Below are 22,675 nucleotides of genomic sequence, written 5' to 3'. Positions count from 1 at the left end.
CGACATTTCAATCTGGCCGTGACAAACCGACCCGAACTAAATTGATTTATGTCAAGTCAAACATAAGTTCATCTCCTGCGGTCCGCTATTTTGGTGGCATGAGCTCCGTAAATTGCGATGCGGCAACAACCTACGTTGAAGTGCTCTCTCCACAAAATCCTGCGAGCTCCACCCTGGTTTTTCGGAGCACTGGGACGCACACGGAAAGCGTCGTTGCGACCGTCGATCGTGGCGGTTTTCCCTGCAATCAGTGGCGACGCCTGTCATGTGAAGCATGCGATCAGCCGGCGCGATGCGAGAGAGCGATCAGCGCGAGGGACGCGGCCAGTCCCACAGTTCTGACGGGAACAAGCGCTCAACGCACCCCTTGACTCATCGCCGCCGGCGGCACGGCCTCGCGCTCGGAAGCCTCTTTTTTGACGCCATTCACTTTCGGCGCCCACTTGCGCCGCATGAGCACAATCGTGCTCATTGCGCCGACCAGCAGGAACACGAAAATAGCCATCATCGGCAGCGTGTAGCTATGCCCCACATGCAGCAGCCAGCCCGAGAGACTGGCGGACACGCCGCCGGCGAGGCTCGTCGCCACCTGCTGCAAGCCGGTGTTCAAGCCCACCGCCTGCTTCGGAATCAAAGTGAGCTTGACGAGCGCGAGGTTGTTCGTCGTGACGAGACCCACCAGGGTCAACGACAACACGTTCCAGAACAGCGCCATCTGCACGCTCGGCGCGTAGGCCCCGAACAGCACCGTCATGCCGCCGATGAAACCGACCACCATGAACGACTTGCGCACCACGACGGCATCGTGACCGCGGGCAATCAGCCGGTCCGCCAGCCAGCCGCTGAGCGCAGCCGTAACAGCCACGCCGCAGAAGCTGAAGGCCGTGTACAAGCCCGACTGCTGCAATGAAAGCCCCCGCTGCTCCACCAGATACGCAGGCATCCACGTCATGCAGTAGAACGCGAAATAGGCGTAGCAGAAGTTGGTCAGCAAGCCGCCCCACACCACTGGGCTCGCCAGCAGATTGCGCAGCGGCACTGAGGCGGCGCGCTGCTTTCTCGATGCGAGTTCTGTCGCGTCGGGGAAGTCGTTGCGCACCATCAGCAGCCAGGGCAAGAGCCACACCAGCCCCGCGAGACCCGTCACGATGAACATCATCTTCCATGACGTGCCCGCGATCAGCCACGCAGCGGCCGGCGCACCGAGGGCCGGACCCATCTTGCCGCCGACCGAATAGATGCCGAGCGCCGTTCCCTTCTGCGTTTCCTCGAAGCGATTGGCAATATACCGATAGGTCGCCGGCACGACCACCGCTTCCGCCGCGCCGATCAGCACCCGCACGATGATGAGCGCCGACAGCGTGGTGACGATCCCGGTAACCGCCGCCGCGATACACCACAGCAGGAAGCAGATTGCGTAAGGCCATTTGACGCCGTAGCGGTCGACGAGCCAGCCCATCGGCAGTTGCAACAGCCCGTAGGCCCAGAACACCGATGAGCCCAGCCAGCCGCGCTGCACCGACGTGAGCGTGAAATGCTGGACGAAATGATGATCCGCGAGCGCGGCCGACATGCTAGTGCGATCCATGAACGCGATCATCAGGCCAAAGGCGAGCAGGAATACGATGCCCCAACGGTTCTCGAGGCGCGCTGCTCTTCGAATAGTCTCCATCACTTCGTCTCCGTCTGATTTTTTATTATCACTGCGCGCCCGTGCGCGGGTCTATCCGAGGCTGCCGGTCACCTCGTCGAACAGCTCGTCCACGGAAACGCGGCGCGGGATGATCTTCTGGTCGAGCGCCCAGTCGATGGCGAGCTGGATGCCCTTGCGGTTCGCTTCCAGCCCGAACGGCGGGATCACGGCAGGCACGCCCTCGCCCAGTGCGCGGCTCTCCACGATCATCCGGTACAACTCGCGCACGATGTCCGGCCGCTCCTTCGACAGCCTCGCATGCACGACGAACATATGATTGATCGGCACCACGCCTTCGCGCGCGAACCAGTCCTTTGCGACGGCCTGGGCATCGGGCACCAGGGTCTTCACGCGCGGGTCCTTCGGCATGTCCTCGCCCGCCAGCACCGCCGCGAGTTCGCCGTCCAGCATCATCTGCCCGACCGACGATCCCTTCGGCAGCCGCTGGCAATTGGCCGGGTCCGTGTACTCGGCGAGATGCCCTTCGCCTTGCGTCATCCACTTGACCTTGTCGAGATCGACGCCGTATTCATGACGCAGGATGCCGCGAATCCACAGGCCTGTGGTCTGCGCATAGGTGCGCACGCCGACCCGCTTGCCCTCGATGTCCTTCGGGTCGAGATGACCCAGCTCACCGTTATAGCCCGCGCAATGATGCTGGAAGCGTCCCGAGATCGGCGCCGGAAGCAGCACGTAAGGCTTGCCGTAAGCCTTCGCTTGCAGATACGTGACGATGGCCAGTTCGCCGGCATCGAAGGCATTCTCGCGCAGCATCGGCTTGAAGCCGTCGTGCGCGCGCGCCGGGCCGCAGTAGTCGAGATTGACCACGCTCGACGACACGCGGCCGTCTCTCATCGCCTTCGTTGCCGCGTAGTCGGCCAGGTTCACCCGCAGCGTCGGCAGGTCGGTTTGAATCGTCGCCATCTGGTTGTTCCTCATGCTTCGTTCACTGGATATCTGTCGCCACGCCGCTCAGGCCAGCGCCGGATACAACTGCTGCGCCGTCTTGCCGAAGATCCACGCGCGGTCGTCGTCGTTCAGGCAGCGCAGGCCCGCTTCGGCCGTCGCGAGAATCTCGGGCAACGTGCCTGTCGAACTCGGGAAGTTCGAACCCCATGCCAGACGCTGCGCGCCGAACACTTCAATCAGGCGCGGGAAGAAAGTCTCTGCATTCGCTGCGCCCTTCTGCATGTCGTCGAAGATGCGCGGCGTCAGCTTCATGTAGATGTTCGTGAGCGGTGCGAGATCGAACATGGTCTGCGCCTTTGCGTAAGGCGCGCCGTCCGTCACGTCGGGGCGGCCGAGGTGATCGAGAATGATCTTCACGTTCGGGAAACGCCGCGCCAGATCGGCAACCTGCGGCAGGCCAATCGGACCTGTCTGGATGCACATCGGCAGATTCAGTTCCGCACAGGTTTCCCAGGCGGGCCACGCGCGCGGATCTTCGAGTTCGCGCGGATCGAAATCCTTCGTGCTGCCGCCCGTGAACATGCGCAGGCCCGCAAGGCCGCGCTCCACGCAGGCGCGAATGGTGCGCGGCGCATCGGGCAGCGTCACGTCGACGGAACCCACTGCAACGAGACGGTCTGCATAAGCCGCGCACGCATCGAGCACGTAGCTGTTGTCGAAGCCATATGTGGTCGATGAATGCACGACGGCGGCCTTCGCCACGCCGGCCTCGTGCATTGCCGCGATCAGCGATTCGACCGTGGAAGGACGTTCCTTCGACCAGTCGGAACGCTTGCCGCCCAGCGGCGCGACGGGATAGCGCGCTGTATCGTCGGAGATGATGTGCGGATGAATATCAACGATGGATGCCATGAGTCGTTCTTTGATTCGATTGAATGGTTATTCGGTGGGGGCTTTGGATCAGGCAAGCGGATCGACGAACAGCTCGTCCATCGACATCCGGCGCGGCGTGAGCCGCTGCTCGAAGGCGGTCGCTTCCAGTGCCTCGATCGTCTTGCGATTCGCGTCGATTCCGTACGGCAACGGATCGTGCCCGACGATCTTGCGCAGTTCGAGATACTTCTTGTCGCTGGCGTTGGTGGGGTCGTTGGTGTCGAGATCGGCGAGCCATGCTTGCTTGGCCTGCTCGAATGCGTCGTAGAGCGACTTCGCCACCCACGGATGCTCGGCAAGCACCGAATCCTTCACGACGATCGTGCCGTGCATCGGATACACGCCCGTGCGGCGGTAGTAGTCGGCTTCGAGTTCGGCCGCGTTCGGCAGCAGGTGGGGACAGTCGGCTTCCACTTCCTGCCAGCCACCGTTCGGATTGCCGGTGCGACCGATGCCGGCATTCGCGGCAAAACCCGCCGCGAGTTCGCCCGACGCCATCAGGTCCGCCAGCGACTTGCCCTGCGGCGCGTGAATCACATTCGACGGAAGCTCGAGTTGCGTGACGTGTTCTTCGTCGTCGACGACCCAGGTGACCTTCGACGAATCAAGACCGAACTCGTCGATCAGCACCTGGCGCGTCCATACGCCGGTCGTGACGGAATACGCGCGCACGCCGACCTTCTTGCCTTCGAGATCCTTGGGTGTAGCGATGCCCGCATCGGGGCGCACGAGCAGGCCGCCATGATGAAAGCGCCGCATGACGAAGATGGGCAGCGCGACGAACGGCGCGCCATAGGCTCGCGCGATGATGTAGGTGGTCGGCGCCAGCTCGCACACGTCGAACTCGACATCGCGCACCATGCGGCGAAACGCGCCGATCTGCGGCTTGACGGTGACGATCTCCGCATCGACGCCTTCAATGGGAATCGAGCCGTTGCGAATGGCCGACGTATGCGGGTACTGGGCAATGGCGATCTTGAGCGGGACTTTCCTGGTCAACGGGGTCTCCTGTTGGATTCGAATGATGTTCGGGGACCGTCCAGCGATCCGGTCAAAAGATCATCGAATAGCGTGTCTTTCCCGTCTATTGAAATAACCCGTAGGTGCGTTAACCAATTGGTAAATGCTTCTGGATCCGACCATGTGCGTGTCTGTCAGCGCAACTGCGCGACATAGCGCGCCACGTCGCGCACGTCGTCATCGTTCAGGACGTGCGGATACAGGCGCGGCATGATGCCGGAGGGTTCGCGAATGCGCGCTTCGATGTCGCTCGTTCCATAGCGGCTCGCGATGCCGCGCAGCGCCGGTCCCACACCGCCTTCGCCGCCCGCGCCATGACATGCCGCGCAATTTGCCGCGTAAATGGTTGAGCCGTGTCCCGGTGCCACCGAGGCTTGCGGCGTCGGCGCCGCGCCGTCGATGAGCAGCGCGATGCGCTCGGCTGACGGACTCGGCGGCAAGGAAGCGAGATAGGCGTGGATGCGGGCGATCTCGTCATCGGAGAGAATCCGCTTGCTGTAGACCGGCATTTCGCCCTTGGGATCGTGCACATACGCCTGCATCGCCGACAACGCGATGGGATGCGGCGCGAGCGCCGGCCCGGTCGATGCGCTGCCTTGTCCCAGCACGCCATGACATTCGTAGCAACCCTTCTGCATGAAGAGCGCACGGCCGGTTTCAATATCGGAGCGAGTATCGGCGTGTGCTTCCGGCTTGGCGAGCACGATGAACGCAAGCGCCGCGATCAGCGAACGTGAATAGAGGGTCATCGCGGCAATCGTCATCGAGGTTGAGTCAGCACGTCGAGCAGCGCGGGCTTGCCGCTTCTGACCTGCGCCATCGCGCGTGTCAGGGCCGGCCCGAGATCGGCGGGATTGGAGATCGGGCCTTCCGCCCACACACCCATGCTCTTCGCCATCGACGCGTAATCGATCGGAGGATCCTGCAACACGGTGCCGATACGCCCGCGCTCCGGATGACGATCGCGCCGTCCCGCCATGCGCTGGATATGCATGGTCTCCTGATGCCACGCGCGGTTGTTGTGCATCACCATCAGCAAGGGCACTTGATGATGTGCCGCCGTCCACAGCAGGCCGGGCAGCACCATCAAGTCGCCGTCGGTCTGGATGCTGACGGCGATGCGCCCGGCGTCGCGATGCGCGATCGCCGCGCCCACGGCGGCGGGTGCCGCATAGCCGACGCCATAGCCCCCGCCCGCGCCGATGAACTGATACGTCTTCGTAAAGTCCCACAGGCGATTGGGCCACTGGCTGCATGCGCCCGGCGGCGAAACGAGCGCCCAGTCGTCATGGCGGATGACGTTCCACACTTCCTGCGCGAGACGCGCCGTGCTGACCGGCGTGCCGTCCCATGCGCGCGTGGCGGCTTCCCGGGCGGCGTGCTGCATGCTGTCATGCGAGGCGCGCAGCGTCGCCGCGCGCGCTTCGACGGCCGTGCGTTGTGCGGCTGTCATCGTCGAACGGACAGCCTGTGTCAACGCGGGCATCGACGCCTCGGCATCCGCGCCGATGGGCGAGGTCGAAGCGTAATAACGCTCCGCATCCTGCATGTTCGACTTGCCGCAGAGATAGGACGTCGAGATGCTGATGACACGCACGTCCGGCTTCGCACGCCGCTTCGATGTGCGGCCGATCGTATCCGGCACGCTTTGCGTCAGTCCCCAGACATCGCCTACTTCGAGCGCGAGGATCACGCCCGCATCGGCCAGCAGGCGCGCCTGCATCGACGAATGATTGAGGGTGTGCCGTGTGGGAAAGTTCATGCGGCCGAGCAGGTCGATCACCGGCGCATTGAGCGATTCAGCGAGCGCGACCAGCGACTCCAGGCCCGCTTGCGTGCGCACCGCGCGATCCGCGACGATCACGGGCGCCTTCGCCGCGCACAGCATCGTGGCGGCGGCTTGCAAGGCATCCGCGCTTGCGGCGGGTGGCGACACCTGGCGCAGCGGCGGCACCGCGATGTCATGCGGGACCGCAATGGGCTGCTCCTGCAACTCGGCATCCGCGACGATCAGCACGGGCGCCATCGGCGGCGTGACGGACATCGTGCAGGCGCGCATGAACGATTCGGCGTAATGCTGGAGCGACACCGGATAGTCGTCGTACTTGGTGTAGTCGCGCACCAGTGCACCGAGGTCCTGCGCCGTGTGATACCACTCGACACCGGGCCGGCGCTTCGTTGCGTCGGCGATATTGCCGGCGATGACCACCATCGGCACGTGATCGCACCATGCGTTGTAGAGCGCCATCGACGCATGCTGCAAGCCCACCGTGCTGTGCACGAGACAGGCCATGGGCTTGCCCGCGACTTTCGCGTAGCCGTGCGCAATCGCCGCCGACGCTTCCTCGTGGGTGCATACGATCATCTGCGGATGCGTGTCGCCCGCGTAGTTCACGATCGACTCGTGCAGACCGCGAAAGGTCGAACCGGGCATCGTCGAGACATAGTCGATGCCCGCGATGCGCAGCAAATCCACCATGAAGTCGGAACCGGGATTGCCGATGTGCGCGGCATCCGTGGCAGGCGCTTCGTCGAGCGACGGTGCAACGACATCGCTTTGCGCTTCCGCCGCAATTAGCGCCGACGAGGGCCGGCTCACCGAAGACCGCTGCGGCGCACTGGATGTCGGCGTGGCCACCGCAGGCTTGACGAGCGCCGCCGCCGTGCCGGTGATGAGCGCGTCTTTCAGAAAGGTACGTCGGCCTGTCATGCAGGATCTCCTTTTTATAGTTTGTATCGTCGTGTGTTGGCCGTGCGCGCAGGCATATGGAGACCGGCCGCGCATGCGCGCGGCGGAGATGAACGCTGGATGACGGGAACAGGAAGCGCCTTCGGACAGCGAAGGCTAGCGTCGCGGCTGGCTCAGATCGTCCATGCCGAAGATGTGGATTAACACCGGAAACTGTCCGGGCCACGCCCGCGCGAGTTCCATCGTGTTGCGCGCCGCCGTGCCGCACCATGCGGCCGCGCGACGCCATACGCTCATCATGGGGATGGGCATCCGTCTGTCTCCTGTTCGGTCAGTCGCCGGCGCGTCAACGCGCTCTTGATGCGAGTTCGATGAAGCCATCATCGCGCCGCATGCGTGTCCAGTCCATTGAATAAAAGGGCAGATGCCTTAACCTTCCGGTTAAGCCCCTTGACCGGACCCGGCATGCTCCGCCATCGCGGCAAGGTCGGCTTCATCCCTGACATCGGTCGGCGGACATTCGCGTTCGAGACATTGCAGCAGCAGCATGGCGCTCGGCGCGAGCGGCTTGTCGGCGCGCCAGATCACGCCCAGCGGACGCGTCGCGAGGTTCATGTCGAGCGGCAGCACATGAAACGGGCTGGCACCCGAATCGGGATAGATCATGTCCACGGTATGCAGCGCAATCGCGTCGTTGATCTGGATATAGGCGCGGATCAAGTGCGTCGAAAGGGTCTCGATGGTGTTCGACGGCATCGACAGGCCATGGCGCGCCAGCGTGTTTTCGATCGGCTCGCGCAGCAGCGAACCCGAAGGCGGCAGGATCCACGGATAGTCTTTCAGGTCCGACCATTGCACGGTGCTTCGGCTTGCGAGCGGATGCTGCACGCCCGTGACGAGCTTGATCGGCGTGTTGATGAGCGCGCGTTCATGCAGGCCCACGGTGTCCGCGCGATTCGGCAGGCGGCCCACGATCATGTCGAGGTCGCCGCGCCGCAAGTCCTGCAACAAGGCGTTCATGCGGCCTTCGAGGATCGAGACGTTGGTCTGCGGCGCTTCCTGTTTCAGGCGCGCGAGGGCGCGGGGCATGAGGGTGGAAATGAGCGTCGGCAGTGCGCCCACGTGCACCTTGCCGGCGCTGCCGGTCTGCAGCGCCTTGATCTCTTCGGCAGTCTGGTTCAGGCTGCTCAGCACGGCGCGGGCGTGCCGCACCACGCATTCGCCATAGGCGGTGGGACGCAGGCCGTTGACGGTGCGTTCGAAGAGTTTGACGCCCAGCGCGCTTTCAATTTCGCCTAGTGCCTTCGATACCGCTGGAACCGTTATGTAAGAATTCGACGCCACTTGCCGCAGGTTGCGGAAGTCATAAATGGCGACGAGCAGGCGCAGATGACGCGCCTTCATGTTGACGCTCAAATACCAGTCCAGCTGACTCATAGTGTCTCCGATGCGCCCCGCGCATCGGACGATGACACGTTTCGGCGCTAGTCGTTCTGCGTGCGGCTTTCTGATCCCGCTGCCGCGTGATTCTTATGCCGCAGTTGTTCTGCGATGGCAAAGAATAACGCAGCAGGATAATGGAAACGACAGGGAACGTGCAGAACCAGCGCCGTAGATGCGCTGATCGGCATATCAGAAGCCATGGTTGATCCCCACGGTGAACGCGAGCTGATGCGGCTGCTGGGTTGCATTCAAGGTCTTGTTGGTGATGTAGGAGCCGGAGAACTTCGTGTAGTCGAATTCGGCGTAAAGCACGGTCTGCTTCGACAGCGAATAGGCAATGCTCGCCAGTCCCTGACTGCGCTTGCCGCCCGTATTCGGCAAGTCCGTGATGTAGTACGCGGCGCCCAGGCGTGTGTACGGCGTCAACTGATAGGTCAGGCCGCCCCAGTAGTTGAGCGTGCGCACGTCGCGGTTCGGCGCGGCCACGTCGAGGTTATCGTTCATGTAGCCGCCAGCGAACCGCAAGTCACCAAAGGTGAGTGCCGCGCCGAGCGTGTAGTAGTTGTCCGGCTGATAGGTCGTGCCTGAGAGCACCGAGCGATGGATATAGACACCGCCCACGTTCACCGGTCCCATTTTGTATTGCAGGCCCACGCCGCGCGCCGATCCCGCGTTGAAATCGCCCGCTACGCCGCCGAAGGAATTCTCCGCGCGGAAGCGGAACGGTCCATATGTACGGCTGTACTTGACGTCGTTGTTGAAGCGCGTGCCCGCGGTCGCGGGCGTGAGCGGCGTGATGCCGGGATACTCGAAGTTGAAGGGATCGTAGTCATAGATCACATCATGCGCGATGGTGTACTGGCGGCCGAAGTCGAGCGACCCGAACCATCCGCCCAGGCCGACATACGCGCCCCGGTTGAACGCCACGTTATTCGTGTTGTCGTATGCGCCGTTGCCGAGATTGAAGCCGCTTTCGAGCCTGAAGTGCGCGTTATAGCCGCCGCCGAGATCTTCCTTGCCGATGAAATCGAGCCGGTTCGAGGTGAAGAAGCCATTCGAGTTCATCGAATACTGGCTGCCCAGTCCGGTGTGCGTATAGCGAATGCCGCCGTCTACCACGCCTGCCAGCGTGACATAGGATTGCGCGTGAGCCACGCCCGCGAACTGACAGGCGGCGAGAGCGAATATTAATTTCCCGATCATGGGATCTCTTCGATGAGGTGCGGTATTGCGTTCCCCACGCCGTCCATGCGACCTGGCCGGCCATGGAGCCGTCTGTCAGTCTTTCGGCGTGCTGCTCCGCTCTCTCTCGCGATGATCCTGTAAAGGTCTCGTGCGCTTGCTTGCATGCATGGCTTGTCTCCAATATGGCGCCTTGTTTCAGGCTTCTTTTTTTGCGGGCGTGAGTGCCCCTCACCGCCTTGTCGGGCATTGAATCCTGCGTTGATGCGTGATGGGAATGCGAAGGCCAAGTGCCTCCGCGAGCGCACGTGTCAAGTCGTCAGCGTGCGATCGTGCGAAGCCCGTGCTTGTCTGCTCGTGAGGCTGCAACCGCTACATCCATGGGCTCGTGGCTCAAGACACGGACTTGCAACGCGGCTTGCAGCAAGTCGTCTGCGGCTTTCGATGCTTGCATCGTCTCATCGCGACCCGGCAGCGTCCATTGAATAAATTTCTCGACGCGTTAACCTTTGAGTAAAGGCATATGCCGGATTTGGTGCGGCACGTGAACGATCGCGCTTACGCGGGCAGCGCGCATTCTTCCCGCAGGCACTCGATGAACGCCTGCTGGACCGCGGTGCCGAGCCAGTCGCTTCGCACCGTGTAGCCCACTGCGCGATCCGCCTCGGGCGTCTTCAATTCGAGCGCGACCATGTCGCTGCCGGGATAGGCCTCACGTATCTGCGAACGCGACAGCAAGGTAATGCAATCGCTCTCGACGAGCATCGCGATCATCATCGCGAGCGAGCTTGTTTCGACGACGAGCGGCGGCGTGGCGGGCAGGCGCGCGAAGAGGCGGTCGATCACCGCGCGGCGCGGCACATTGCGCTGCGGTACGACCCAGTCGTAGTCGGCGAGATGGTTGGGCATGATCGACTTCTGACGCGCAAGCTTATGCCCCTTGCGCACCGCGACCACATACGGGTCCGCGAACAGCTCGGTTTCCTGCACCGCGCCGGTGAGACGGGGCTCGCGCAAGCCGCCGACGATGATGTCGATGCCACCCGCGCGCAGATCACGCAGCAGCGGTGCGTGCGAGCCTTCGTCCACGGTGATGCGGGCCGCTGGATAACGTGTGCGCAGCCGTTGAATCACGCGCGCGACGAGCTGCGGCGGCAACAACGGCAACACGCCGATGGCCACGCGCCCGGTGCGCTGGCCGCGCGCATAGGCGAGATCTTCGCGGGCCTGCGCGATCTCATACAGCGCGAGACTGAGCCGCCGCGCGAATTCGACGCCCGCTGGATTCGCCGCGACGCTGTGCACGCGCCGTCGATAGAGCGACACGCCGACGGTCTGTTCGATCTGCCGCGCCGCGCGATGCACGGCCGGCTGCGAGATGCCGAGCTGCTGCGCCGCCTCCGCCGCCGAGCCGGCCTGCGCAATGGCGATGTGGCAACGCACCTGCGCATCGGTGAGATGCCGGCAGATCGTCGCGCTCTGCGGGGAAGGTTCGTCATGGCCGGTCAAAGACGCGACCGCGCGCTCCATCTGATCGAGCATACGCCGCGTGCGCCGTTGCAGGATGCGCCCTTCCACCGTCAGTTCGCTGCCGCCGAAGCCGCGGTCGAACAGTTGTCCGCCGAAGCTTGCCTCCAGCTTGGCAATGGCGAGGCTCACTGCGGGCTGGGTGCGTCCGGCGCGCGCCGCCGCCTGTCCGATACCACCCGATTCGCACACGGCATCGAACAGGAACAAGCGGCGCAAGCGCGTGAGATCGTCATTTGGTGGGTCGTCTTCGCGGTTCGCCATGGCGTTCAACACTATGTGAAAACCCTTAGCTTAACCAGAATTTATGCCCAAGCGCAAAGTTCATATTGAGGGATTCGCTCGCAAGCGGCTTACAGTGACGTCCATTCCATTGCAAAAAGACATCCCTGGAGCCGCTTCATGTCCGTTGTCATCGACACTCACACTCACGCCATTTCCCCGGATACACAGCGTTTTCCGCTCGCGCCGGTGGGCGGCCACCAATCGGAATGGTCCGCGAAGCGCCCCGTCAGTTTCGAAGGCCTGCTGGCCTCGCTCGACGAAGCCGGCATCGACCGCGCCGTGGTCGTGCAGGCATCGACTGTGTACGGCAACGACAATAGTTATGTCGTGGAAGCGGTGCGCAGTCATCCGGATCGCTTCGCCGGCGTGTTCTCCATCGACGTGCTGGCGAACGACGCCGTCACGCAACTGCAACGTTGGCTCGACGCCGGCCTCTCCGGTCTGCGTCTCTTCACGACGGGCAGCACGATGCCGGGGCAAGCGGGCTGGCTCGATGACGAGCGCTCGTTCCCGGTGTGGGAATACGCGGAACGTCATGGGGTGTCGATCTGTCTGCAAATGACGGCGCAAGGCATTCCGGCGCTGCTGAACATGCTTGCGCGCTTTCAGAAGATCCGCGTGTTGCTCGATCACCTGGCGCGACCCGACCTCGCGGGCGGCGCGCCGTATGAGGCGGCTGCGCCGCTGTTCCGCCTTGCATCGCACGAGGGTGTGTATCTGAAGCTCACGAACCGCACGATCGCGGAAGCGTCGCGTGGCGCATCGACGCCGGCGGCCTTCTTCCCGCGCGTGCTCGACGCTTTCGGTGCACACCGTATCGCGTGGGGCTCGAATTTTCCCGCTGCGGAAGGCGCGCTGCCGCAACTGCTCGCCGATGCACGCGCCAGCCTCGCGATGTTGCCCAGCGATGCACAGCAAGCCATCTTCGGCGGCACCGCGCTGACCGTCTATCCGGCGCTGGCCGCCTGAATCCGCTTTCCGTGGGTCATGACATGCAACCGTTGCTGCTGAAAACCGCCCTGAAGACTTACCCGCACACGCGCGCGCTGAAGCGTGGCGAACTGACTGATCCCGCCGTGCAACTCGTGTTCGACGAGGTCGAGCCGATTCACGACGCGTTCGCGCCCATGGCGCGCCGCCAGGCTTATGACGTGAGTGAGCTGGCCATCGTCACGTATTTGCAGGCCAAGGCTTATGGCAAACCGCTCATCCTGCTGCCCGCCGTCGTGGCTGCGCGGTTCCAGCAAGGCTGCATTATTTATAATGCGCGGCGCGGCAAGCTCGATATCGAACATTTGTCGGGCAAGAAGATCGGCGTGCGCACTTATACGCAAACCACCGGCATGTGGGTGCGCGCCATTCTCTCGGACACGTACGGCGTGCCGGTCGAAGCGAACGAATGGATCACCATCGAAGGCGCTCATCTCGAAGAGTATGCGGATCCGTCATTCGTGCAACGCGCCGCGCCCGGCAAAAAACTGCTGCCGATGCTGCGGGCCGGTGAACTCGATGCCGCCATCCTCGGCAACGACCTGCCCGACGAAGCGGGTCTCGAACCGCTGATTCCGGATGCCGCGACGGCCGATCTCGCGTGGTACGCCGCGCATCGCTACGTGCCGATCAATCATGTTGTCGTCGTGACGCAAGCGCTGGCCGATGCGCATCCGCAAGCCGTGCGCGCCGTGTACGACCTGCTGTGCCGCGGCAAGGCCTCGGTGGCCGCGGAGAATGCGGGCAAGCCCGACAAGCTGCTGTTCGGTTACGACGCATTGCGCGCACCGCTCGAGGAAACGCTGGCCTTCTGCGAGGAACAAGGTCTGCTGCCACGCAAGCTGACCGTCGATGAAATCTTCGAGGACAGCGAACGCATGCTCGGCGACGCGGGACGCTGAACCGCATCGCACGCCGCCTTTCTATTTATTTCATTCCTAGAAGCGAATTTCAATTCGCCACCTGCACCGCAAGGAGACATTGATGAGCTTGCCCGGCAAGGCCGTCACGCAATCCAGGAAACGCCGGCCGTTCTATCGCGACCTGTCCTTCCAGGTCCTCGCCGGCATGGCGCTCGGCATCGCCACAGGCTATCTGTTCCCGAAGTTCGGCATCAATCTGCAACCGGTCGGCGACGCCTTCATCCGCATCATCCAGATGCTGATCGGCCCGATCATCTTCTGCACGGTCTGCAGCGGCATCGCGGGCGTTAAGGACTTCAAGAAGGTGGGCCGCGTCGCGATCAAGGCGCTGTTCTACTTCGAAGTGGTCACGTCCCTCGCGCTGGCGCTCGGACTGGTCGTCATCAACGTGCTGAAGCCGGGCGTCGGCATGAACGTGGACATGCACAGCGTGCACTCCGCCGCCGTCGATGCGTATGTCGCCAAGGCCCATCATGTCGTCACCACGAGCGAGTTCCTGCTCAACGTGATCCCGCACACCGCCTTCAGCGCGTTCTCGGGCGGCGACGTGCTGCAGGTGCTGTTCTTCTCGGTCCTGTTCGCGTTCGGCCTCGCGGCTATCGGCGACCGCGCGAAGCCCGCGCTCGATTTCATCGACTCGGTCTCGGGCGCGCTGTTCTGGGTGATCGGCCTGACGATGAAGATCGCGCCCATTGCGGCATTCGGCGCCATCGCGTTCACGGTCAGCAAGTTCGGCTTCGGCACGCTGCTCTCGCTCGGCAAGCTGATCCTCGAGTTCTATCTGACCTGTGCGCTGTTCATCGTGCTGATCCTGTGGCCGATCGCCCGGCTGAACGGCTTCAGCCTGCTGCGGCTCATGCGCTATATCGGCGCGGAGTTGTTGCTCGTGATCGGTACGAGTTCCTCCGAAACCGTGTTCCCGCAGTTGATCGACAAGCTGGAACGCCTGGGATGCGAACAGTCCGTGGTCGGTCTCGTGCTGCCGACGGCCTACACCTTCAATCACGACGGCACCTGCCTGTACTTCGCCGCTGCCGCCGTGTTCCTCGCCCAGGCCACCAACACGCCGATGGGCTGGCACGAACAACTGGTCCTGCTCGCGGTGCTGCTGCTCACCTCGAAAGGCGCGGCGGGCGTTTCCGGCGCGGCCATCGCGGTGCTCGCGGCGACGCTGGCCGCATCGAACACGATTCCTGTCGAGTCCATCGCACTGATCCTCGGCATCCACAAGGCCATGTCGAGTGCGTTCGTCTTCACGAACATCATCGGCAACAGCGTGGCGACGATTGTTGTCGCGAATTGGGAGAAGGCCCTCGATCGCGTGGCCCTGACGCGCGAACTGAAGTCCGGATTCCGTCCGTCCGACGTGCAGATCGGACCGATCAAGCAGGCGAGCGGCAGCTCTGCCGGTCACTGACTGACCACCGCCGGCATCGACTCGATTCCGGCGGATTATTTTCGGAAAGGACAGTTCCGAAAATAGTTAGTCATACCAATCGCAAAAAATTCTAATGAAGATGGAGACACGTTGTGAAGAAGATAGCTTGGAAAAGGCTAGGACTGGGTATGTCCGCAGCCGCCGGAATGGTCTCGGCATTGCCCGTGCATGCGCAGACGAGCGTGACGCTGTACGGCACCGTGGATGGCGGCATCCGTCATCAGACCGACGCGGCCAAGGGCGGCGGCTCCGTGACCACGATGAATTCGAACGGTTACTACAGCTCCAACAAACTCGGCTTTCGGTTGAAGGAAGATCTGGGCGATGGCTGGAACGCGCATGCCCAACTGGAAAGCGGCTTCAACCTCGGTAACGGCCAGTTCGACAACACGGCCAACCGCGAATTCAACCGGCAGTCGTTCGTCGGTATCGGGCATCGGACTTACGGCTCGATCGATCTCGGCCGGCAGTACACGATCGCGCACGACATCATCAGCATTTACGATCCCTTCGGTTTTCACTTCACGCCGATCCTGCCGCTCACCGTCGCCTCCGACGGCACGCGCAACGACAACGACGTGAAATACAAAAACCGGATCGGTTCGTTGCTGTTTGAAGCAGACAACTCGTTTGGCGGGGTCGCGGGGAATTTCAGCAGCGGCGCGGCGCGTGCCGTGGGCATAAGCTACGCGGCGGGCGCCGTGGCCGTGGGCGGCGTGTATGGACACCGCAATGTGCTGAACGGCACGCGTTACCTGGGTGACAGCTACTACATGCTCGGCACCAGCTATGCGATCGGACCGGTCAAACTGTCCGGCGGCTTCATGGCAGAAGACCTGCAAGACCCCGCTGCGCCGCATACAGTGACGAACAATGCGTTCGGCGGGCTGTCATGGACGGTGACGCCCTTTATCGTGTTTCGCGGCGGCTATTACCAGACCAACGTCTCCACCGACAAGGCCGGACGCCGCAGATTGTCTGTGCTGTCGCTGGCCTATCTGCTGTCCAAGCGCACGACGCTCTATGCCGAAGCCGACTACACGTCCTATCGCCACGCTGTGGTCAGCACGCTGAACCCGGCCGGGGCGAACAGTCAGACTGCATTCACCATCGGTATCGATCATCTGTTCTGAAGTGACACGCGCTGTTAACGCCGGATGCGGGACGCCGCATAGCCGCCTATCGATACGGCGGCGAACCCTGACAGCGCGCCGATCCCCAATGCCCAGCGCGGCCCCAGGTGGTTGGCGACCCACCCGACCACGGGCGCGCCAACAGGCGTACCGCCCAGCGCAATGGCCAGCCGCAGCGCCATGACGCGCCCCCGCATCGCGGGTTCGGTCGAGATCTGCATCAGACTGTTCGTGGTGTTCGTAAAAGTGAGCGCCGCCACGCCGATCACGACCAGCGCACCAGCGAACAGCCAGTAAGTCGGCGCAATGGCGGCGAGCGTGCAGCCCACGCCGAACATGCCTGCTCCGGCCAGAATGGCGCCGAAGCGCGGCCGGCCGCGCCCTGCCGCGAGCAAGGCGCCCGATATCGTGCCGATCGCCATGAACGACGAGAGCAGGCCGTAGCCGCGCGCGTCGGTATGGAAAACGCCGACGGCCATCGTCGAAATGAAAATCGGAAAGTTGAGACCGAAGGTGCCGATCAGGAACAGCATGACGAGAATCGCCTTCAGATCCGGGCGTGACCACGCATAGCGGAAGCCTTCGGACATGCCCTTCCGGGCGCGCCCGGCGCGCGCGCTTTCGCGCAGCTCGGACGTGCGGAACCACGACATCGAAACCAGCACGGCGACGAAGCTGACACCGTTGACGAGAAACGCCCAGCCCGTGCCCACCGAGCCGATGACCAGCCCCGCCACCGCCGGTCCGATCATCCGTCCCGCGTTGAACGACGTGGAGTTGAGCGCCACTGCGTTGTGCAGGTCCGCGTCGCCCACCAGCGAGCCGACGAAAGTCTGCCGAACGGGCCCATCGAAAGCCGATGCACATCCGAACAGCAGCGCGAACACATACACATGCCACAGCACGACGACGCCGGCAACTGTCAGCACGCCCAGCGCCAGGGCCAGCGCGCCCATGGTCGCCTGGGTGAACATCAGCAACTTGCGCTGGTCGTAGTGATCCGCCGCATAACCCGTCCACGGCAGCAGGACGATCTGCGGCCCGAACTGAAGCGCCATCACGGTGCCAACCGCCGACGCGTTGTGATGGGTCAACTGCGTCAGGACGAGCCAGTCCTGCGCGGTGCGCTGCATCCAGGTGCCGACGTTCGATACGAGCGCGCCGGCCGCCCACAGGCGATAGTTGAAGACCTTGAGGGAACGGAATGCCTGCACTGCTTGAACCTCACGTCCGCATAGTCATCCGGCCACCGTGGAAGCGGCCAAAGTACGTGGCCAGGAACAACCCGATGGCCAGCATGCCGAGGCCGAATGCCAGGGCGTCGACGGTGTTGTGAAAATCGAAATGACCGACGTGACACACCAGCCCATAGCCGATGACGAGATTGAAGAAGCCCCACACCACATTCACCGTGGATGAGGAAAGCCCTTGGCCGGGTGGTGTGGCAAAGGGACTCTGGAACGGTTCGCCGCGTACGCCGCTGAGCAGATGTGGCAACGCGTTGCAAAAAAAGACGCCACCGAAGAACCAGGCGATGAGATCGAACCATTCCATTTTTTTCGAACGCCTTGTGTGGTGAGAGGGGCCTTCCGGAGACGCATGAAGACAAGCAGGTTCACTCGTCCACCAGCCGCGCGAGCAATGCCACGGCGGCGGCGATTTGCGCCTGCTCGGTGGAGGACAGCCGCGCGCGGATGGTGCGGGACAACCAGTCCTGCCGCGCGCTGCGCCCTTTGCGGATCATCGTGAGGCTGGTTTTGGTGAGGGACAGGATGGTGCGGCGTCCGTCGTCCGGGTCCGGCGTGCCCGCGATATGCCCGCCCGCAACGAGCGCCGCAACCGCCGTTCCCATGGATTGCGTGCGAATGCCCTCGGCTTGTGCGAGTTCCGATACGGAGGCCGGGCCATCTCGCTCCAGACGCAGCAGAACGGCGGTCTGCGTGCCGGTCAGATCGCCATAAGTCGACTGTGCGCGCATGTTGCGTTTCAGCCTGGAGACGACGGAACGCAGCGCGGACGCGAGTTCGTCGGCGCTGTCGGGTTGTGAGCTTGCGGGTTGTGCGGCCATGTCGTCACTCTGACACATGCAAAGCAAACTGCCAAGATAACTTACCAATTGATGCCGGCCAGAAACCTGAACGCCCTTAACCAAACCGTCAACTCACACACCGAAAAATTCAATAGAGTAGGTAATTACCCTATGGTGAAATACGACCTGTCGCCGCCGAACAGTCGGCTCTCATCAAGCAGTAAGGTCAAATCATGAAACTCGCCCTCCACGCCGTATTGGTCGCCGCCGCCATCCTCGTTCCCGCAGCCGCCTTCGCTCAGTCGAGCGAGCCGCTCACGCGCGCTCAGGTTCGGGCAGAACTCGTGCAACTCGAGAAGGCCGGCTATAACCCGCTCAGCAACTGCGACGGCAATTGCCCGGACAGCCTCCAGCGCGCCGAAGCCACCCTGATGCGCAGCCGGAATGACGCGGCTGCCGCTTACGGCCCGGCGTTCGACGGCACGCAGCAAGCCGGCCGATGAGCCCGGCGCTGCGTTCAATGCAGCGCGTCGCGCGTGGCGAGCGGCTTGAACAGGCGGCTCCACGCGAGGCTCACGAGTATCGTCGCGACGCCGCCCGCGACCACTGACCCGATCACGCCCAATCCTGTCGCCGTGACGCCGGATTCGAACTCGCCGAGCTGATTGCTTGCACCGATGAACAGCGTATTCACCGCCGCCACGCGACCGCGCATGCGATCCGGTGTTTCCAGCTGGATGAGCGTCTGCCGCACGACCACGCTGATGGTGTCGGCACCGCCCGAGACGGCCAGCAGGATGAGCGACAACGGAAACCATGTCGACAGCCCGAAGCCGACTATGGCAACGCCATAGACGCCCACCGCAACCAGCAGCTTCTTGCCGACACCGCTGGCAATGGATCGTCGTGACAGGAATACGCCGACACACAATGCGCCGACGGCGGGCGCCGAGCGCAGCAAGCCGAGGCCTTGCGGTCCCACATGCAGGACTTGCCGCGCATAGACCGGCAGCAACGCGGTAGCGCCGCCGAACAGCACGGCGAAGAGATCGAGCGAAATGGCGCCGAGCAGAAGCTTGCGGCTCCAGATGAAACGCAAGCCTGCAAGGATCGAATCGGCGGTGACGGGTTCACGCGGCGGCGGCGTGTAGTCATAGCGCACGAAGCTGTACAGCAGCGCGCTGAAGCAGAACAGCGCCGCACTGGTCAGATACACCGTGACCACGCTGACAGCGAACAGCACGCCGCCCAGCGCCGGCCCGGCAATGACGCAGGTCTGCTGGACCACGGTGCTCAGCGCCATCGAACGGGCGAGGAGTTTGGGCGGCACGAGCATCGGCAAAAGCGCCTGCTGGCCTGCCATCTGGAATGGCCGGATGGCGCCGAGGCAAGCGACAGCGCCAGCAGCGCGTCACGCGTGACATGGTGCGTGGAGGTGGCCGCCGTCAGCAGCGCTGCCGCAACGGCTTGCAGAGCGAGACACGCGGCGACCATCCGTCCGCGATGCAGGCGGTCCGCGCAATGACCGGCGACGAGCGTCGTGGCGAGCCCCGGCGCGAACTGGAACAGGCCAACGAGCCCGAGGTCCCACGTGCTCGATGTCAGGTCGTGCATGGTGTGTGCTCTTTCGTTGCTTGTACCGTGCTTGTGATGGATTCAGAGGCGCACTTCGATCAGGCAAGGTCCGTCCGCGTGCGTCGAATCGGTCAAGGCCTTGTGGAAGCCCTCGGCCGTCTCGACCGCCACCGCCGGCACGCCCATGCTCTTCGCCATCGCCAGCCAGTCGATACGCGGCTTGTCGATGTCGATCATCGACAGTGCCCGCTCACCCGGCGCACCCGCACCCATGTTCGCGTACTCTGCCTTGAGAATCGCGTAGCTGTTGTTGGCGAAGATGATCGTCGTGACGTTCAGGCTTTCGCGTGCCTGCGTCCACAGCGACTGGATGGTGTACATCGCGCTGCCGTCGCCGACCATGCAGAACACGCGGCGGTCGGGGCACGCCAGCGAAGCGCCGGTGGCTACCGGCGTCGCATAGCCGATCGAGCCGCCCATGTTGTTGATGAGATCGTGCGGACGCGCGCCCATCGTGAGGTTCATCGACTCGCGCCCGGTCGTCAACGATTCATCCACGACGATGCAATGCTCCGGCAAGGCTGCCGCCAACGCATGCGCGATGCTGGCCGGATTGAGCGCGCCCGTGGGAGCCGGCGTTTCGATGCGCGCCTGCAGCAACGGCGCCGTGCCGGATGCACCGAGTGCCTGCAACAGCATGTCGAACGCGAGCTCGCTGTCTTCATCGCCGTCGACGAGCGCATGCACTAGCGTGCCTTCGGGCTTGAGCAAACTCGACTTTTCCGGATACGCGAAGAACGCTACCGGCTCGCGTGTCTCCACCGTGATGATGTGCTGGAAGTCCTTGAGGAAGGCCGTGGCCTGCGCGACCGCATAGGGAATGCGCGCGAGCGGCACGCGCCCCGCGCCGCGCTCGATGCGCGCCGTGAAGAACTGCGACCCCAGCACCGCGCCGGTCGCGGCGGCGACACGGCCTGCCTTCTCCAGCGCCACGCCGCGCGTCGCCCTGTTCGCGAGCACGATCAGCGCGGGTTCGCCATAACGCAGCACGCGCGCAATGTGTTCGATGCGTTGCGCCGATGGCGTCTTGCGGCCCGCCGCACGCGCGGGCAACGCTTGCGGCACGGCGCTGGTCTGCTGCCAGGACGTGTCGCCTGGAAGAATCAATGTTGCGATCTGCCCCGGATGCTCGCTTGCCTTCGCAACCGCCTGCGTGGCGTCCCATGCGATGGTGTCCGTGGATTCGGCACGGCGCACCCAGTGACTCAACGGCCGCGCGAGCCCTTCGATATCCGAGGTCAGCGGCGGGTCGTACTTGAGATGCGACACCGAATGCTCGCCGACTACATTGACCATGCCCGAGGACGCACGCTTCGCGTTGTGGATGTTCGCAAGCCCGTTCGCGAGACCCGGTCCGAGATGCAGCAACGTGGACGCGGGCGTGTCCTTCATGCGATACCAGCCATCGGCGGCGCCCGTGGCCACGCCTTCGAACAGGCACAGCACGCTGCGCATGCGCGGGTTGTTGCCGAGCGCGGCAAGGAAGTGCATCTCCGAGGTGCCCGGATTCGCGAAACAGATATCGACGCCCTGATCAACCAGCGTCGCGACGAGACTTTCGGCGCCGTTCATCAGTAACCTGCCAGTTCGCGTGCGAGACCGACGACGCCATACGTGCGTGCCGGCGCGGACATCAGGAAGCGATAGCCTTCTTCCTGCAAGCGGCGATGATTCTTCGCGGTTACGTGCGGATTGCCGACGACCACGTTGTGCTTGTGACAGGTCTCGGCGATCTGACGCATCGCGGCGACCACTTCCGGATGTTCATACTGACGCGGCAGCCCCAGCTCCTGGCTCAAGTCGCCCTCGCCGATCAGAATAAAACCGATGCCCGGCACGTTGGCAAGGATATCGTCGAGGTTCTCAATAGCCTGCGTGCTTTCGCACATCAGGCCCACGAGGATCTCGCCTTGCGGCGCGAGCGGCCAGACATCGGCCTTCTCGTAGTATTGCTGCAGCGACAAGCCCCAATAGCGCGCAGCATTCGCGGGACCATCGCCGCGCACGCCCTTCGGTTCGTACAGCGGCGCGTTCTTCGGGCGTGCGTACCGGCACGAGGCCACGGCGTTATAGGCCTGCTCGACCGTCGCCACGTGCGGCCAGATCACGCCATATGCGCCGCGGTCCAGCACCTGCTTGGCGAAGCTCTGGTTCATTTCCACGCCGTTGGCGGGAATTCGCGCCAGCGGCGTTACCTTCGGCGCAACCGAGCCGGAATCGGCGATCTGCTTGCGACTCAACATGTACTGGAAGGCATCGCCGAGCGCGGTCACGTCGTACGGGTTGTGCTCCATCTCGAAGACGATGCCGTCATAAGGCGAATCGCTCATTTCGATGGCGGTCTGCTTGTCGAGCTTCGCAAACGCCGCGTGCGCGGCCTTGCCCGATTCGAAAGCGCGGATAATGCTGTTCAGGCGAGTGTCTGACATGATGGTCTCCGTTATTTGCTTAATGCCGGATAGAGCTTCTGCGCGGTCTTGCCGAAGATCCATGCGCGATCTTCTTCGCTGAGGCACGCGAGCCTTTGCTGGGCCGTTGCGAGAATCTCGCCGAGCGTGCCGGGCGAAGTCGGGAAGTTCGAACCCCACGCGAGGCGTTGCGCGCCGAATGCCTCGACCACGCGCGAAAAGAACGTTTCCGCGCTGGCCTTCTCCTTCTTCACGTCGCCGAAGATGCGCGGCGTGAGCTTCATGTACACGTTCGACAGATCGCGCAGCGCGAACAGTCCCGCAGCGTTTGCATAGGGCGGGCCGTCGAGCACATCGGGCCTGTCAAAGCAAAATTGAAATGTCGTACCGCCGGCTAAATACAGATGTCGGGTTTTTGATGTGTGATTGGCTCTGTTT

At 63.3% G+C, this 22,675-nt stretch carries 21 protein-coding genes and 1 pseudogene; 5 read left to right on the top strand and 17 right to left on the bottom strand.

Going from position 1 to position 22,675, the window contains the following annotated elements; translation table 11 throughout:
* Positions 1-355: 355 nt before the first annotated feature.
* The 10 genes from NCT04_RS31360 to NCT04_RS31315 all read right to left on the bottom strand — a co-directional run bounded on the left by NCT04_RS31360 (position 356) and on the right by NCT04_RS31315 (position 11,660).
* Positions 356-1,672, bottom strand: a complete 1,317-nt coding sequence (locus tag NCT04_RS31360) for an MFS transporter (protein ID WP_250469747.1) — start codon at positions 1,670-1,672, stop codon at positions 356-358.
* Between the two features lie 51 nt (positions 1,673-1,723).
* Positions 1,724-2,617 carry a type 2 periplasmic-binding domain-containing protein gene (locus tag NCT04_RS31355; protein ID WP_250469746.1) on the bottom strand — a complete coding sequence of 298 codons (894 nt, stop codon included), beginning with the start codon at positions 2,615-2,617 and terminating at the stop codon, positions 1,724-1,726.
* A 48-nt stretch (positions 2,618-2,665) separates the two neighbouring features.
* On the bottom strand, positions 2,666-3,514 hold the full coding sequence (locus NCT04_RS31350; protein ID WP_250469745.1) for an amidohydrolase family protein: 849 nt from the start codon (positions 3,512-3,514) through the stop codon (positions 2,666-2,668).
* A gap of 48 nt (positions 3,515-3,562) precedes the next feature.
* Positions 3,563-4,534, bottom strand: a complete 972-nt coding sequence (locus tag NCT04_RS31345) for an ABC transporter substrate-binding protein (protein WP_250469744.1) — start codon at positions 4,532-4,534, stop codon at positions 3,563-3,565.
* Positions 4,535-4,689: 155 nt separating this feature from the next.
* Positions 4,690-5,304 carry a c-type cytochrome gene (locus NCT04_RS31340; RefSeq protein ID WP_250469743.1) on the bottom strand — a complete coding sequence of 205 codons (615 nt, stop codon included), beginning with the start codon at positions 5,302-5,304 and terminating at the stop codon, positions 4,690-4,692.
* Between the two features lie 11 nt (positions 5,305-5,315).
* Positions 5,316-7,265 (bottom strand): thiamine pyrophosphate-binding protein, encoded by a 1,950-nt coding sequence (locus NCT04_RS31335; RefSeq protein WP_250469742.1) that lies wholly within the window; start codon positions 7,263-7,265, stop codon positions 5,316-5,318.
* Positions 7,266-7,400: 135 nt separating this feature from the next.
* Positions 7,401-7,556 (bottom strand): hypothetical protein, encoded by a 156-nt coding sequence (locus NCT04_RS31330; protein WP_250469741.1) that lies wholly within the window; start codon positions 7,554-7,556, stop codon positions 7,401-7,403.
* Positions 7,557-7,685: 129 nt separating this feature from the next.
* Positions 7,686-8,681, bottom strand: a complete 996-nt coding sequence (locus NCT04_RS31325; RefSeq protein ID WP_250469740.1) for a LysR substrate-binding domain-containing protein — start codon at positions 8,679-8,681, stop codon at positions 7,686-7,688.
* Between the two features lie 195 nt (positions 8,682-8,876).
* Positions 8,877-9,890 (bottom strand): porin, encoded by a 1,014-nt coding sequence (locus NCT04_RS31320; RefSeq protein ID WP_250469739.1) that lies wholly within the window; start codon positions 9,888-9,890, stop codon positions 8,877-8,879.
* A 537-nt stretch (positions 9,891-10,427) separates the two neighbouring features.
* Positions 10,428-11,660, bottom strand: a complete 1,233-nt coding sequence (locus tag NCT04_RS31315; RefSeq protein WP_250469738.1) for a LysR family transcriptional regulator — start codon at positions 11,658-11,660, stop codon at positions 10,428-10,430.
* 138 nt (positions 11,661-11,798) lie between these two features.
* Here NCT04_RS31315 and NCT04_RS31310 point away from each other — a divergent pair, with 138 nt between their 5' ends.
* From NCT04_RS31310 to NCT04_RS31295, 4 genes are all read left to right on the top strand, one after another.
* Complete coding sequence (locus NCT04_RS31310; RefSeq protein ID WP_250469737.1) at positions 11,799-12,650, top strand: amidohydrolase family protein; 852 nt, start codon at positions 11,799-11,801, stop codon at positions 12,648-12,650.
* Between the two features lie 23 nt (positions 12,651-12,673).
* The gene (locus tag NCT04_RS31305) at positions 12,674-13,573 is read left to right on the top strand and encodes a substrate-binding domain-containing protein (RefSeq protein WP_250469736.1); all 900 of its coding nucleotides are present in this window, start codon (positions 12,674-12,676) and stop codon (positions 13,571-13,573) included.
* Between the two features lie 82 nt (positions 13,574-13,655).
* The gene (gene dctA / locus NCT04_RS31300) at positions 13,656-15,011 is read left to right on the top strand and encodes a C4-dicarboxylate transporter DctA (RefSeq protein WP_250469735.1); all 1,356 of its coding nucleotides are present in this window, start codon (positions 13,656-13,658) and stop codon (positions 15,009-15,011) included.
* 149 nt (positions 15,012-15,160) lie between these two features.
* The gene (locus tag NCT04_RS31295; protein ID WP_250469734.1) at positions 15,161-16,165 is read left to right on the top strand and encodes a porin; all 1,005 of its coding nucleotides are present in this window, start codon (positions 15,161-15,163) and stop codon (positions 16,163-16,165) included.
* Between the two features lie 14 nt (positions 16,166-16,179).
* Here the strand turns inward: NCT04_RS31295 and NCT04_RS31290 are convergent, their stop codons facing one another.
* From NCT04_RS31290 to NCT04_RS31280, 3 genes are all read right to left on the bottom strand, one after another.
* On the bottom strand, positions 16,180-17,379 hold the full coding sequence (locus NCT04_RS31290) for an MFS transporter (protein ID WP_250469733.1): 1,200 nt from the start codon (positions 17,377-17,379) through the stop codon (positions 16,180-16,182).
* A gap of 10 nt (positions 17,380-17,389) precedes the next feature.
* Complete coding sequence (locus NCT04_RS31285) at positions 17,390-17,719, bottom strand: hypothetical protein (RefSeq protein WP_250469732.1); 330 nt, start codon at positions 17,717-17,719, stop codon at positions 17,390-17,392.
* Between the two features lie 61 nt (positions 17,720-17,780).
* Positions 17,781-18,233, bottom strand: a complete 453-nt coding sequence (locus NCT04_RS31280) for a MarR family winged helix-turn-helix transcriptional regulator (RefSeq protein ID WP_250469731.1) — start codon at positions 18,231-18,233, stop codon at positions 17,781-17,783.
* 194 nt (positions 18,234-18,427) lie between these two features.
* On the opposite strand from NCT04_RS31280, the gene NCT04_RS31275 reads away from it, so the two are divergent.
* Positions 18,428-18,697, top strand: coding sequence for a DUF4148 domain-containing protein (locus NCT04_RS31275; protein WP_250469730.1), 270 nt, complete (start codon positions 18,428-18,430; stop codon positions 18,695-18,697).
* A gap of 14 nt (positions 18,698-18,711) precedes the next feature.
* On the opposite strand, the pseudogene NCT04_RS31270 reads toward NCT04_RS31275, so the two are convergent.
* The 4 genes and pseudogenes from NCT04_RS31270 to NCT04_RS31250 all read right to left on the bottom strand — a co-directional run.
* A pseudogene (locus NCT04_RS31270) lies at positions 18,712-19,808 on the bottom strand (MFS transporter); the annotation flags it as partial.
* 42 nt (positions 19,809-19,850) lie between these two features.
* Positions 19,851-21,401, bottom strand: coding sequence for an acetolactate synthase large subunit (locus tag NCT04_RS31260; RefSeq protein ID WP_250469727.1), 1,551 nt, complete (start codon positions 21,399-21,401; stop codon positions 19,851-19,853).
* The gene (locus tag NCT04_RS31255; protein ID WP_250469726.1) at positions 21,401-22,258 is read right to left on the bottom strand and encodes an HpcH/HpaI aldolase family protein; all 858 of its coding nucleotides are present in this window, start codon (positions 22,256-22,258) and stop codon (positions 21,401-21,403) included. Before NCT04_RS31255 ends, NCT04_RS31260 begins: the two co-directional genes overlap by 1 nt.
* Positions 22,259-22,269: 11 nt before the next feature.
* Positions 22,270-22,590: an amidohydrolase family protein gene (locus NCT04_RS31250; protein ID WP_250469725.1), complete on the bottom strand. Its 321-nt coding sequence runs from the start codon at positions 22,588-22,590 to the stop codon at positions 22,270-22,272.
* Positions 22,591-22,675: the final 85 nt, after the last annotated feature.

Source organism: Caballeronia sp. GAFFF2 (genome assembly GCF_023631485.1).
Lineage (GTDB): Bacteria > Pseudomonadota > Gammaproteobacteria > Burkholderiales > Burkholderiaceae > Caballeronia.
This window is presented reverse-complemented; position numbering and strand designations above follow the sequence as displayed.